This window comes from Peribacillus sp. NPDC056705, from assembly GCF_043656335.1.
This window is the reverse complement of record NZ_JBHTYI010000054.1, coordinates 1-13,081: the sequence shown is the minus strand read 5'-3', so window position 1 is coordinate 13,081 and position 13,081 is coordinate 1. Positions and strand designations below refer to the sequence as shown.

The 13,081-nt window shown below is 40.8% G+C and carries 13 protein-coding genes, 1 tRNA gene, 1 rRNA gene, 1 other RNA gene and 1 other annotated feature; of the genes, 12 read left to right on the top strand and 4 right to left on the bottom strand.

What is annotated here, in order from left to right:
* Positions 1–73 (top strand): 5S ribosomal RNA (rrf, locus tag ACFRAK_RS29835); the annotation flags it as partial.
* Positions 74–153: 80 nt separating this feature from the next.
* Here the strand turns inward: rrf and ACFRAK_RS26660 are convergent.
* Positions 154–1,119 carry a YaaC family protein gene (locus ACFRAK_RS26660; protein WP_387605015.1) on the bottom strand — a complete coding sequence of 322 codons (966 nt, stop codon included), beginning with the start codon at positions 1,117–1,119 and terminating at the stop codon, positions 154–156.
* 111 nt (positions 1,120–1,230) lie between these two features.
* On the opposite strand from ACFRAK_RS26660, the gene guaB reads away from it, so the two are divergent.
* From guaB to ACFRAK_RS26640, 4 genes are all read left to right on the top strand, one after another.
* Positions 1,231–2,694 (top strand): IMP dehydrogenase, encoded by a 1,464-nt coding sequence (guaB, locus tag ACFRAK_RS26655; protein ID WP_063236531.1) that lies wholly within the window; start codon positions 1,231–1,233, stop codon positions 2,692–2,694.
* Between the two features lie 173 nt (positions 2,695–2,867).
* The gene (locus ACFRAK_RS26650; RefSeq protein ID WP_394572849.1) at positions 2,868–4,187 is read left to right on the top strand and encodes a D-alanyl-D-alanine carboxypeptidase family protein; all 1,320 of its coding nucleotides are present in this window, start codon (positions 2,868–2,870) and stop codon (positions 4,185–4,187) included.
* Positions 4,188–4,256: 69 nt separating this feature from the next.
* Positions 4,257–4,482 (top strand) — a binding site (T-box leader).
* A gap of 63 nt (positions 4,483–4,545) precedes the next feature.
* On the top strand, positions 4,546–5,823 hold the full coding sequence (gene serS, locus ACFRAK_RS26645; protein WP_387605014.1) for a serine--tRNA ligase: 1,278 nt from the start codon (positions 4,546–4,548) through the stop codon (positions 5,821–5,823).
* Positions 5,824–5,954: 131 nt separating this feature from the next.
* Positions 5,955–6,047: transfer RNA gene (locus ACFRAK_RS26640), tRNA-Ser, on the top strand.
* Positions 6,048–6,168: 121 nt separating this feature from the next.
* Here ACFRAK_RS26640 and ACFRAK_RS26635 read toward each other — a convergent pair.
* The 3 genes from ACFRAK_RS26635 to ACFRAK_RS26625 all read right to left on the bottom strand — a co-directional run bounded on the left by ACFRAK_RS26635 (position 6,169) and on the right by ACFRAK_RS26625 (position 8,203).
* Positions 6,169–6,840: a deoxynucleoside kinase gene (locus ACFRAK_RS26635; protein WP_076373259.1), complete on the bottom strand. Its 672-nt coding sequence runs from the start codon at positions 6,838–6,840 to the stop codon at positions 6,169–6,171.
* Positions 6,818–7,477 carry a deoxynucleoside kinase gene (locus ACFRAK_RS26630; protein WP_387707094.1) on the bottom strand — a complete coding sequence of 220 codons (660 nt, stop codon included), beginning with the start codon at positions 7,475–7,477 and terminating at the stop codon, positions 6,818–6,820. The genes ACFRAK_RS26635 and ACFRAK_RS26630 overlap by 23 nt, the downstream gene beginning before the upstream one ends.
* 180 nt (positions 7,478–7,657) lie before the next feature.
* A complete protein-coding gene (locus ACFRAK_RS26625) occupies positions 7,658–8,203 on the bottom strand; it encodes a cysteine hydrolase family protein (RefSeq protein ID WP_387707092.1) in 546 nt (181 codons plus the stop codon).
* A gap of 140 nt (positions 8,204–8,343) precedes the next feature.
* Here ACFRAK_RS26625 and tadA point away from each other — a divergent pair, with 140 nt between their 5' ends.
* The 7 genes from tadA to ACFRAK_RS26590 all read left to right on the top strand — a co-directional run bounded on the left by tadA (position 8,344) and on the right by ACFRAK_RS26590 (position 12,740).
* On the top strand, positions 8,344–8,850 hold the full coding sequence (gene tadA / locus ACFRAK_RS26620; protein ID WP_192207385.1) for a tRNA adenosine(34) deaminase TadA: 507 nt from the start codon (positions 8,344–8,346) through the stop codon (positions 8,848–8,850).
* Between the two features lie 145 nt (positions 8,851–8,995).
* Positions 8,996–9,260, top strand: an RNA gene (gene ffs, locus ACFRAK_RS26615) — signal recognition particle sRNA large type.
* Between the two features lie 183 nt (positions 9,261–9,443).
* Positions 9,444–11,132, top strand: coding sequence for a DNA polymerase III subunit gamma/tau (dnaX, locus tag ACFRAK_RS26610; RefSeq protein WP_387605011.1), 1,689 nt, complete (start codon positions 9,444–9,446; stop codon positions 11,130–11,132).
* A 21-nt stretch (positions 11,133–11,153) separates the two neighbouring features.
* Positions 11,154–11,471 (top strand): YbaB/EbfC family nucleoid-associated protein, encoded by a 318-nt coding sequence (locus tag ACFRAK_RS26605; RefSeq protein ID WP_076373267.1) that lies wholly within the window; start codon positions 11,154–11,156, stop codon positions 11,469–11,471.
* 60 nt (positions 11,472–11,531) lie between these two features.
* Entirely contained in the window at positions 11,532–12,128 is a 597-nt protein-coding gene (gene recR, locus ACFRAK_RS26600; RefSeq protein ID WP_034316264.1) for a recombination mediator RecR, read from the top strand.
* A 20-nt stretch (positions 12,129–12,148) separates the two neighbouring features.
* A complete protein-coding gene (locus tag ACFRAK_RS26595; protein ID WP_260288908.1) occupies positions 12,149–12,367 on the top strand; it encodes a YaaL family protein in 219 nt (72 codons plus the stop codon).
* Positions 12,368–12,476: 109 nt separating this feature from the next.
* Positions 12,477–12,740 carry a pro-sigmaK processing inhibitor BofA family protein gene (locus ACFRAK_RS26590; protein WP_192207387.1) on the top strand — a complete coding sequence of 88 codons (264 nt, stop codon included), beginning with the start codon at positions 12,477–12,479 and terminating at the stop codon, positions 12,738–12,740.
* Positions 12,741–13,081 lie beyond the last annotated feature (341 nt).

Here is a 13,081-nt window from a genome sequence, read left to right as displayed (position 1 = left end):
ACACGGCAGTTAAGCTCTTCAGCGCCGATGGTAGTTGGGGGTTTCCCCCTGTGAGAGTAGGACGCCGCCAAGCCATTTAAAAAGATCAGCCATCCAGCTGGTCTTTTTTCGTCATTCGGGGCAGATCAATCGACCAATTGGATGTTGGGAGGATCAAAAGTGGAACCTCTCCGACTTAATCCATTCAAAAATTAAAAATGGCACCTTAGCTTGGCTTATTTTAAGGAATTGCACAATGCAAGGGTAATCATCATTGGGCATGGTTTTCATCAGTTCTGCCCACCATTCTGTTTCATAACGAGCTATTATGCTAAGGTTATAAGAAATCAAATAATGGATCAAAAGTTCAGGTAATGAAAAAGCTGACGAATCTTTATTGAGTGATAGCATGAACTGTCTTTCCGCCAAATTATACCGTATTGGGGAAGAAGCATTATGAATAGGAATGCCATCAGTTTTTAAATGCAGTGTCCCAGGCGCTTCTGAAATACTGTAAACTTGATTCGTTTTAGCTTTCAAAAATTCTTCCAATCGACTGCTGGTCATTTGATAGCTATCCAATGTCGTTGAGGGCAGTTGAAAACCATTCGAAGAGGGTAACATGGTGACGAAATTTTTCTTGGAAATTGACCATGTAAAATTTTGCATATCCGGTATTTCCTTTATCAGCGTCCCCATGGAAAATTTTTCACCCTCCAAATGCTTGATATGAAATAACTTCTCGGCAATGCAGGTGAAAAGTCCGTTCTTTTGCGTTTTAACTTCATCCTTTAAAAATTCATATTGTTGTTTTTTCTTCTTTCTCGTAGTAACCCCATGGGCAAGCATCGAGGTTGATTCCGGATAGTTGGGATCGATCGTGAGCAGACAAGCCTTTAACAATTGGGCGAATCCATAAAATGTTAGGATCGGTTGTATGGAAAGTGGTGCAATGGCAGCCTGATTATAATAAGTTTTAGCATGTTCAAGATGGTAAATAAATGGATAACAATTATCATAACTTTTTATTTCCGCTTCTGCTATTTTTTCATGCGTGTAACATTTTTGTAAAAAAAGTTGTGAGGAAGATGCGGAAAAAAAAGGTGTATATTTATCGAAATTATCATTGTTTTCAGGCATTGCAGCGATCCTCCGAATTAATAGAATAATCAAACTTTTATTTCTCTTCTTGACAGTAGTATGTCCTATTGATAACCTACAAATAATATTTTTAAGCAGGAGGGGAAAATAATGTGGGAAAATAAATTTGCAAAAGAAGGTTTAACCTTTGATGATGTCCTATTAATTCCAGCGAAATCAGAGGTTTTGCCGAAAGATGTTAACCTTCAAGTCAACTTAGCTGAAAACTTAAAGCTCAACCTTCCTATCATCAGTGCAGGAATGGATACCGTGACAGAAGCTGAAATGGCAATTGCCATGGCTCGTCAAGGCGGATTAGGTATCATTCATAAAAATATGTCTATTGAAGCACAAGCTGAACTGGTGGATAAAGTAAAACGTTCAGAAAGCGGTGTAATTACCGATCCATTTTTCTTAACGCCGGATCACCAGGTATTTGATGCAGAGCATTTAATGGGTAAATATCGCATTTCGGGTGTTCCTGTAGTCAACAATATAGAGGACCAAAAACTTGTGGGTATCATTACAAACCGTGATTTGCGATTTATTTCCGATTTTTCCTTGAAGATTTCCAGTGTCATGACTGTAGAGAATCTGGTCACAGCGCCAGTGGGAACTAACTTGGAACAAGCAGAGAAGATTCTTCAAAAGTACAAAATTGAAAAGCTTCCCCTTGTAGACGATAATGGAGTCCTTAAAGGACTTATTACGATCAAGGATATCGAGAAAGTCATTGAGTTCCCGAATTCGGCGAAAGATAAGCAAGGAAGATTACTTGCAGGTGCTGCAGTCGGAGTGACTAAGGATACAATGAAGCGTGTTGAAATGCTAGTTAAGTCCCATGTCGATGCAATTGTACTCGATACTGCTCACGGTCATTCAGAAGGCGTTCTTGAAATGGTGAAGGAAATCCGCGGGACATATCCTGAATTGACGATCATTGCCGGTAATGTGGCAACGGCTGAAGGGACTAAAGCATTGATTGAAGCGGGTGCCGATGTAGTCAAAGTTGGAATCGGGCCAGGGTCAATCTGTACGACAAGGGTTGTAGCTGGTGTAGGTGTTCCGCAAATCACGGCAGTTTTCGATTGTGCGACAGAAGCAAGAAAACATGGTAAAACGATCATCGCTGATGGCGGAATTAAATACTCTGGTGATATCGTTAAAGCCCTGGCTGCAGGCGGACATGCAGTAATGCTTGGCAGCATGCTTGCAGGTGTAACTGAAAGCCCAGGCGAAACGGAAATTTTCCAAGGCCGCCGTTTTAAAGTGTATCGGGGTATGGGCTCTGTTGCTGCAATGGAAAAGGGATCTAAAGATCGTTACTTCCAAGAAGATAACAAGAAATTCGTACCGGAAGGCATCGAAGGGCGCCTGCCATATAAAGGACCTCTTTCAGATACCATTTTCCAACTGATTGGCGGCATTCGCTCAGGTATGGGATATTGCGGCACAGCCACATTGGAAGAGTTGAGGGAAAACTCTCAATTTGTCAAAATGACCGGTGCCGGGTTAAGGGAGAGCCATCCTCATGATGTCCAAATTACCAAAGAAGCACCGAACTACTCAATGTAATGAATTTAACATATAATCGTCATTAAAATTTATTATTAAAATAGACAGAGTCTGCGATTACTCTGTCTATTTTTTTTATTTTTTCTGTGATAAACTAGACAAGGTGTCAAGGGAATTACATAAAGTTTCTTCTTTGTTATAGAGATTAGCTTAAAAGTTGGAGGTATTGGAAATTGAAAAAAATCAGCAAGATGACCCTCATTTTTACTTTTGTTTTAGTTCTTGTTATGTCGCAATTTGCCTATCAACCGGGGGAAGCTGTTGCTGAATCTGATAATTTAGGTTTAAAAGCAGAGGCAGCCATCGTCATTGATGGTGAAACAGGACAAATCGTGTATGAAAAAAATGCCGATAAAGTATTAGGGATTGCATCCATGTCTAAAATGATGACCGAGTACATCATAATGGAGTCTATCAAAAATGGGAAAATCAGTTGGGATCAAAAAGTTAAAATAAATAAATACGTACATGACCTTTCAAAAGCACCCAATTTGTCGAATGTTGGGTTAACGGAAGGTGAAGATTATACAGTTAAGGAACTATATCAAGCTATGGCCGTCTATTCCGGAAATGCGGCAACAGTGGCTTTAGCACAGTTGGTTTCCGGAAGTGAAAAGAGCTTCGTTAAGTTAATGAACGAAAAAGCAAAGGAATTAGGCTTGAAACACCATAAATTCGTTAATGCCAGCGGTTTGAACAACTCCGATTTATTAGGACAATATCCTTCCGGTAATGAAGATAGTGAAAATATCATGACAGCAAAAGATACTGCCCTTCTTGCTTATCGTTTAATAAACGATTATCCTGAAGTGTTAAAGATCGCCAGCATTCCTAAATTGAAGTTCCGTGATGGAAAAGAATATCCGAACTTCAACTGGATGTTGCCAGGTCTGATATTTGAATATAAAGGCGTAGATGGACTGAAAACGGGTTCTACCGACTTTGCCGGTTATGGACATACAGGGACGGTTATCCGGGACGGTCAGCGCTATATCACGGTGGTTATGAAGTCCACTAATAAAAACGAACGTTTTGCAGATAGCACTAAGCTTATGAACTATGCTTATGCAACCTTTAAAAAGGAAAAAGTCCTTCCTGCCAATTACCAGGTGAAAGGGAAAGAAACACTTTCAGTAGTAAAAGGTAAGGAAAAAAGCGTTAAGATCCAATCTGAAAAGGCAATCGAGCTACTTGTTGAAAATGGTGAGAAAGATAACTATAAAACAGATTTAGTGATCGATAAAAACAAATTGAATGATGATGGTAAGCTTACTGCACCAATCAAAAAAGGTGAAAAGCTAGGTTACATCACAGTCACTCCTAAAAAAGGAGAAGATTACGGGTACATTAACGGCGATCCGGTTAAGGTGAACGTCGTAGCTGCTGAATCTGTTGAAAAGGCAAACTGGTTTGTATTATCAATGCGAGCAGTTGGCGGATTCTTTGGTGACGTATGGAGCAGTGTAGCTTCTACTGTTAAAGGCTGGTTTTAAGTTTCGTGTATAAAACGGTTGCGTAATGTGTAAAATTATAGTACATTATGGAAAACAATCTGATTATATAAGAAAGCAATGACAGGATATAGTAACAAGTATTTCTTTCTATAGAGAGCCGATGGCTGGTGGAAATCGGTGTGAGAGTTTTGTGAATCCCTCCTGGAGCAGAGTATGGAAAGCCTTTTGGGTCAGTAAATACTTTCGGTTAAAAGCCGTTATCGAGATAAGTGGTAGGCGTTTTTTTCATACGCCTTCAACTAGGGTGGCAACGCGGGTAACTCTCGTCCCTTCTTCAGGGGACGGGAGTTTTTTGCGTTCTTTGATAAATCATCAAACTATTAAGGAGGAACTGAAAATGTTGGATTTGAAATATGTAAGGAATAATTTTGAAGAAGTGAAGCGTGTATTGCAATTTAGAGGAGAAGATTTGACCGATTTAGGTAAATTCGAGGAACTGGATGTAAAGCGTCGGACTTTGATTGCAGATACGGAAAAGCTGAAAAGTGAAAGAAACGAAGTTTCACAGCAAGTGGCCGTATTGAAACGGGAAAAAAAGGACGCAGATCAGTTGATTGCCGAAATGCGTGAAGTTGGTGACCGTATCAAAGGGTTCGATGATGAACTTCGTGAAGTGGAAGCCCAGTTAGAAACATTACTTCTTTCCATTCCGAATATTCCACATGAAAGTGTGCCTGTTGGTGAGACGGAAGACGATAATGTCGAAATCCGTAAATGGGGAGAGTTACCGGAATTCAAGTTTGAACCGAAACCGCACTGGGATGTAGCTGGAGATCTAGGAATCCTGGATTTTGAACGGGCAGCAAAAGTGACCGGAAGCCGATTTGTATTTTATAGGGGTCTTGGTGCTCGATTAGAGCGTGCTTTAATTAGCTTTATGCTGGACCTTCATGTTGAGGAACACGGATATGAAGAAATGCTGCCGCCATATATGGTGAACCGTGCAAGCATGACGGGAACAGGTCAATTGCCAAAATTCGAAGAGGATGCTTTCCGTATCGAAAGTGATGATTACTTCTTGATTCCTACAGCCGAAGTCCCGGTGACAAACTTCCATCGTGATGAAATCATGAGCACGGACGATCTGCCGATAAGCTATGCGGCATACAGCGCTTCATTCCGTTCAGAGGCAGGATCTGCTGGTCGTGATACCCGCGGGTTAATTCGTCAGCACCAATTCAATAAAGTTGAATTAGTGAAGTTCGTGAAGCCGGAAGATTCTTATGCAGAATTGGAAAATCTCACAGGTCATGCCGAAAAGGTCCTTCAATTGCTAGGCCTTCCATACCGAGTGCTGAGCATGTGTACGGGAGATCTTGGATTCACTGCTGCTAAAAAGTATGATATCGAGGTTTGGATCCCGAGTTATGGGACGTACCGAGAAATTTCTTCTTGCAGTAACTTTGAAGCATTCCAGGCTAGACGGGCCAATATCCGCTTCAGACGTGATGTAAAAGGCAAACCTGAACATGTCCATACTCTAAATGGATCAGGTCTGGCAATCGGCCGTACAGTTGCTGCCCTTTTGGAAAATTATCAGCAGGAAGATGGCAGTGTTATCATTCCTGAAGTATTACGTCCATATATGCGCGGTGTGGAAGTCATTAAACCGTAAGTTAAAGGGAATCAGCTTCTGATTAAAGAGGCTGATTCTCCTTTTTATAAAAGTTTGAAATTATTTTAAAAAAACTTTATAGAGGGCTTGACTTTAATTTTAATTCCATGTAATATAATAAATGTTGATACGGAGGTATACCCAAGTCCGGCTGAAGGGATCGGTCTTGAAAACCGACAGGGGAGTCAAATCCCGCGGGGGTTCGAATCCCTCTACCTCCTCCATAACTTATTAATAACCACAGCGCATAAATTGGATATCGATAAATTCCGTTACAGATATGTAACGGAATTTTTGTTTTCTAATATATTAAAAAACCACCGGATAACCGGTGGTTTTTCTGTTTTACACATTTCGCAATAATTTGGTTTGCTCCATATATTCGGCAATCCGTTTTATAAGAGGTTCGATGCTTGCTTCATCCTGCATAAGGTCATATTCATTTATATTTAACCGAAGGACAGGGCAGGCGTTGAATTGATCGATCCATTCTTCGTAACGGCCGTGCATTTCCTGCCAATATTCAATTGGAGTATGCTGTTCCATTGGACGGCCGCGCTCTTGGATCCGGTCGAGGATATCATCCAGCGAACCTTCGAGATAGATAAGTAAATCAGGGTGCGGGAAGTATGGCGTCATTACCATGGCGTTGAAAAGGCTTGTATAAGTTTCGTAGTCCACATCATTCATCGTGCCTTTTTCATAATGCATTTTTGCAAATATCCCGGTGTCTTCATAAATGGAACGGTCTTGAATAAAACCGCCGCCATATTCGAAGATCTTTTTTTGCTCTTTAAAACGTTCAGCGAGGAAATAGATTTGCAGGTGGAAACTCCAACGATTAAAATCATCGTAAAACTTATCCAGATAGGGGTTCGTATCAACCTTTTCAAAGGATGTCCTGAATTGAAGGGCATCGGCTAAAGCATTGGTCATAGTCGATTTTCCTACGCCAACCGTCCCTGCTATCGTAATGACAGCGTTGTTTGGAATATTATATTTCTTTCGTAAGTTCATTTGACTTTACTCCTTTGTGCAGGGCATTCTCTATTTGGCTGATTATCGTTTTCAAATCATCCTTGTTCCCGACAAAATCCAGCTCATCTCCATTGAATGTAAGAACAGGTATGTCAGGGTGCTGTTTCTCAAATGCTTCCATGAACGTTCGATAATCCGCGGATAACTGCTCTAAATAAATGGAGGATATATTTTTTTCGAATTCACGACCTCTTTTGCCGATTCGGGAGATAAGAGTATCAAGACTTGCATTTAAATAAATCACCATATTAGGTTTAGGCATATCACGTGTTAAAATATTGAATATTTCAAGGTACTTATTGTATTGTCCGTTCTTTAACGTTCGTTCAGCAAATATCAAGTTCTTGAATATATGGTAATCAGCCACCACGGCTTGGTCATTAGTAAGATACTTTTTTTCGATATCTTCCAATTGTTTATACCGGTTACATAGAAAAAACATTTCTGTTTGAAAGCTCCACTCATCAATATCTTTATAGAATTTCCCGAGAAATGGATTTTCATCTACAATTTCCTTCAATAATGAAATTTGAAAATGATCTGCAATAATTTTTGCAAGTGATGTTTTTCCCACGCCGATTGGACCTTCGACGGTGATAAATGGGGTGGATTTCATCCAATCTGTCCTCCTTCATGAGGTATCAAGCTGAAATTCCCGGTTATTAGGTTTTTCGCCAAGAGATATTGTATCACAGACTTGGGACTTTAGTGATATTTTTGTCAGGTTGATAAAGAAAGAGAATGAAAGTTTGTTTATTGGAGGTGGCATGAGGTTAGTGCCTTATTCGATTGGTGCTTAAAAGTCTTCACCATCTTTTATGGATGCCTTGAGAACATGGTTCATCATCTTTAACGCGTAATGATTATCTTCCTTTGATGCAGAAGCGATGCAATCCTTCGGAATCCATAATTTATATTCCCGCATATAGGCGTCATTGGCCGTGAATAGCACGCAGATGTTGCCAGCTATGCCGGTAATGATCAGTGTTTCCACGTTTAAACGTTTAAGTAGTGTATGGAGTGCCGTCCCATAAAATGCGGAATGTTTCGGCTTGATGAGAAAGAATTCGTCCTGTTGGGGTTTTATCCTTTCGATTAATGAGGCATTTCCTTCATTTTTACATCTATCAATAATTTTATCGAAGTCAGCCTGCCATAAATCATAATGGTCGTTGATATAAATGATTGGAAAACCTTTTTCTTTCATTTGCTTTTTTAATTTCAAAATCGGATCGACGATAAGTTTCGTATGTTCAAGGAGCATATTCCCGTATTTGAAATCAAAATCATTGATCATATCAATGATCAGCAATGCAAAAGAAGGTGATTCAGGTCGATTCATGGTATATCCTCCTATATTGTGAGAATTTACTTGCAGCACGTAGGCCGCATGCGTTACTATTCATTAGAACAAGTAGTATGACCTTTATTTTTGTCTTATATTTGTCTGTTTACTCCTACTTTATATGAGGGGGTTTTTTTATGAAGGATGATGTTTATTACATGAATTTAGCCTTAAAGGAAGCAGAAAAGGCGCAGATGTTGAAAGAAGTGCCGATTGGCGCTTTAATCGTAATAGATGATCAAGTTATTTCGACAGGGCATAACCTGAGGGAAACGGAACAGAATGCGACGGCACATGCGGAGCTGCTTGCGATCAATGAGGCTTGCAAGGAACTTGGCAGTTGGCGCCTTGAAGATGCGACATTATATGTGACGTTGGAACCTTGTCCCATGTGTGCTGGGGCCATCTTGCAATCTAGGGTGAAAAGGGTTGTTTTTGGAGCGCATGATCCAAAGGCTGGCTGTGCGGGGACATTCATGGATTTACTTCAAGATGAACGCTTTAACCATCAATGTGATGTAACAAGCGGTGTATTAGGCGAAGAGTGCGGCTGGATATTGACTTCTTTTTTTAAAGAGCTTAGGGATAGAAAGAAAACTTTGAAAAGAGAGCAAGCACTCAAGATTGCCGAAGAAAATAAATAAGGAAAAACGAATGTTGAAAAAAAGGTTTGCTTCGTTTGATAAATTTGGAATCAAACTGTTCATGAACAACACTTGCGTTTTTTTTGTTACCTTAGTATAATGAATTATGCGTCGTCATGACGCTGTGAAATTGGTATTACTTTTGCCGTGCTAGACGGGGAGGTAGCGGTGCCCTGTACTCGCAATCCGCTCTAGCGAGGTTGAATCCCTTCTCGAGGTTAGCATTCTGTAGGGCCTGCCTTAAGTAAGTGGTGTTGACGCCCGGGTCCTGCGCAATGGGACTCCATGAACCATGTCAGGTCCGGAAGGAAGCAGCATTAAGTGGAAGTTCTCATGTGCCGCAGGGTTGCCTGGGTCGAGCTAACTGCTTAAGTAACGCTTATGGTTGCTAATCGACAGAAGGTGCACGGCAGTTATTTTACATAAACAAAAAACTCATTCGTATCGGGTGGGTTTTTTTTTATGCCAAGAAGGTAAAGTGCTTGGTACTCTTGAAAAAAATGAGGCAATGATGAAATTTCTTTTTAGGCTTTGAAATTAAGGAAATCAGTAATGTATAATAAACAAGATGGAGAAAAGAAGGAGGGATTTCCGTGGGGTATCAAGCATTATACCGGGTGTGGCGGCCACAACAATTCATTGATGTAGTCGGGCAGGAACATGTAACGAAAACGTTGCAGAATGCCTTGGTCGGGCAGAAGGTTTCGCATGCCTATTTATTTTCCGGTCCACGTGGAACAGGGAAAACAAGTGCTGCCAAAATTCTAGCAAAAGCAGTGAATTGTGAGCATGCCCCGATAAGTGAGCCCTGTAACGAATGTGCTACCTGCCGCGGAATCACCGATGGTTCCATATCAGATGTTATAGAAATTGATGCAGCATCCAATAATGGTGTCGAGGAAATCCGTGACATTCGTGATAAGGTTAAATATGCTCCTAATGCGGTTACATATAAAGTTTATATCATCGATGAGGTACATATGCTTTCACAAGGGGCTTTCAATGCGCTTTTAAAGACATTGGAAGAACCTCCGAAGCACGTGATTTTTATATTGGCGACGACTGAACCTCATAAGATTCCACTAACGATCATTTCCCGTTGCCAAAGGTTTGATTTTAAAAGGATCCAGCCTCAAGATATAGTTGGCAGGATGTCACAAATCATTGAAGAAACAGGTGTTTCATGTGATGAACAAGCCCTGCATATCATTGCAAGGGCAGCCGAAGGCGGGATGCGAGATGCACTAAGCCTTCTTGATCAAGCGATATCCTTCAGCTCGGAGACGGTTTCTGTGGAAGATGCATTGACTGTCACCGGCTCTGTGTCACAGGCATTTTTAAGCCGGCTGGCAAAAGCCATATATGATAAAGAAGTAGCGGTGGCACTTGAAGTCCTTGAAGAATTGCTGGCCATGGGAAAAGACCCGGCCAGGTTCATAGAAGACATGATTTATTATTTCCGTGACATGCTTTTGTATCAAACGGCACCGGCACTGGCAGAATCCTTCGAGCGTGTTTTAATAGATCCCCAATTTAAGGAATTGGCAGAAGTCATCTCTTCTGAATCGATTTACTCCATTATTGAAAGCTTCAATCAAACACAGCAGGATATGAAATGGACAAATCATCCAAGGATTTTCCTTGAAGTGGCACTTGTGAAGTTATGTAATGAGCAAAGGCCAAATCAAAGTGATAACGGGCAGCTTCAACAGCTGCTGCAGAAAATAGAAGATTTAGAGAAGAAATTACTCGAAATGCAGAAAAACGGCATCCCGGCAGCCATGACGGAAAAACCTGCAGAGCAGGCTAAGGCGCAAAGGGCCGTTAAAAAAGCGTATAAAGCACCTGCAGGAAAGATCAATCAAGTTTTGAAACAAGCTACGAAGCCAGATCTTAATGCTGTGAAAAGTAAGTGGGGGGAATTGCTTGAACAGTTAGGTCAGCAAAACCAAAAATCATTGGCAGCTTTATTAACGGAGGCAGAACCTGTTGCTGCGTCTACTGAAGCTTTTGTGGTAAAATTCAAATATGATATTCATTGTCAAATGGCAATGGAAAATAACCGTTTCGTGGAAGTGATAGCCTCGATCATGCAGCAATTGACCGGACACCGAATGGAGATAGCTGGAGTTCCGGAGAGCCAGTGGCAAAGGTTGCGGGAGGATTTCATATCGACACAGCAGTTCGACGGTCCAGAAGAAACGGAATCAAAAGAAGAAGACCCCTTTATAGCAGAGGCTAGAAAATTAGTCGGCGATGATTTACTTGAAATTAAAGAATAATTGGAGGTAAGAAGAATGGGTATGCGCGGCGGTAATATGCAGAACATGATGAAACAAATGCAAAAGATGCAAAAGAAGATGGCAGAGGCACAGGAAGAATTAGGTGAAAAAAAGGTTGAAGGAACTGCTGGCGGCGGAATGGTGACGGTCATCGTGACTGGACATAAAGAAATAGTCGATGTAGTCATCAAACCGGAAGTTGTCGATCCGGATGATATCGATATGCTTCAGGATTTAGTGCTGGCTGCGACTAACGATGCTTTGAAAAAGGCGGAAGAACTGACAAACCAAACGATGGGACAATTCACTAAGGGAATGAACCTTCCGGGTATGTTTTAAGCAAGTTCAAAAGAAACTTCCATTCAGGGGGTTTCTTTTGAAATTTTTAGGAGGAATTCGATGCATTATCCAGAACCAATTTCCAAGCTCATTGACAGTTTTATGAAATTGCCGGGGATTGGTCCTAAAACGGCTGCTCGATTAGCCTTTCATGTATTAAGCATGAAGGAAGATACTGTTTTGGATTTTGCAAAAGCACTTGTTAATGCTAAGCGGAATCTTATGTATTGCTCAGTCTGTGGTCATATTACAGATCAAGATCCCTGTTATATCTGCGAAGATCAAAAGAGGGACAGAAGTTTGATTTGTGTGGTTCAGGACCCTAAAGATGTAATAGCTATGGAAAAGATGAGAGAGTTCAATGGTTTATACCATGTACTGCATGGCAGTATTTCCCCGATGGACGGAATCGGTCCGGAAGATATAAATATTCCTGATTTATTAAAGCGCCTGCAAGATGAAACAGTGCTGGAGGTAATTTTGGCTACTAATCCTAACATTGAAGGTGAAGCGACAGCCATGTATATTTCGCGGTTGCTTAGACCATCAGGCATCAAAGTGACCCGAATTGCCCACGGACTTCCTGTTGGCGGAGATTTGGAGTATGCGGATGAAGTGACGCTATCAAAAGCAATAGAAGGAAGAAGAGAAATATAAGATAGCTGGGAGGACTTCACTTGTTCTTTCGTAAAAAAAAGAAACTTCGGAATGAATTCAATGATTCATTAATCGAAGAGCTTGAACATTTGAAATGGAATTGGCATAATCAAAAATCATTACTCGAAAAAAGCGTTGATCCATCTGAGGAAGTAATCGCCCAAGCGAGACTGGCGGAAGTGAAATATTTCTACTTATTCAGGGAAGTTAAAAGAAGGAATGTCCGCTTAAAAAGATGATTAGGAAATGGCTGTGAAGGATTACTGATCCTCATGGCCATTTTTTTCGGTTCTTAATCCATCGATTTCCTCATATAAGTGTAGTACAAGCTTGCGGGGAGGAATGAGTTTGGAACCAGTTGTCTTTGTTGCCGTAATTGGCGGCCTGATTGTAATGCTCCTCATTATCGGGGCGCCATTAAGACCTGTCCGGTTTATAGGGCAGGGGATTATAAAGGTCATTATCGGTGCAGCGTTTTTGTTCTTTTTGAATACACTTGGGAATCAAGCTGGCATTCATGTACCCATCAACCCTGTTACCTCGGCAGTCGCCGGCCTGCTTGGAATACCGGGAGTTGCCGCCCTGGCGGCCATTGGTTATTGGATCATTTAAAGGATATTGCGTCGAATTCACTCTGATGAAGACCCCAAGGAATATCTCCTTGGGTTTTTCATCATGTTATAGTTTTTTTAAAAAAAACCAATTAAACCATTGACGATAACTCTTTAACCTGATAATATATTAGGAGTCGCCAATAACGACATTGTCAATTGCTCAATCGAAAAACAATTTGAAATAATTGTTGACAATAGGTTGAGTGAATGATAAGATAATAAAGTCGCTTACGAAGTAACGACAATAAATCGCTCTTTGAAAACTGAACAAAACAAAGCGCCAACGTTAAATTTTAAGTGAGCACACACTATCAAAAAAGCAAATGAGCAAGTCAAACA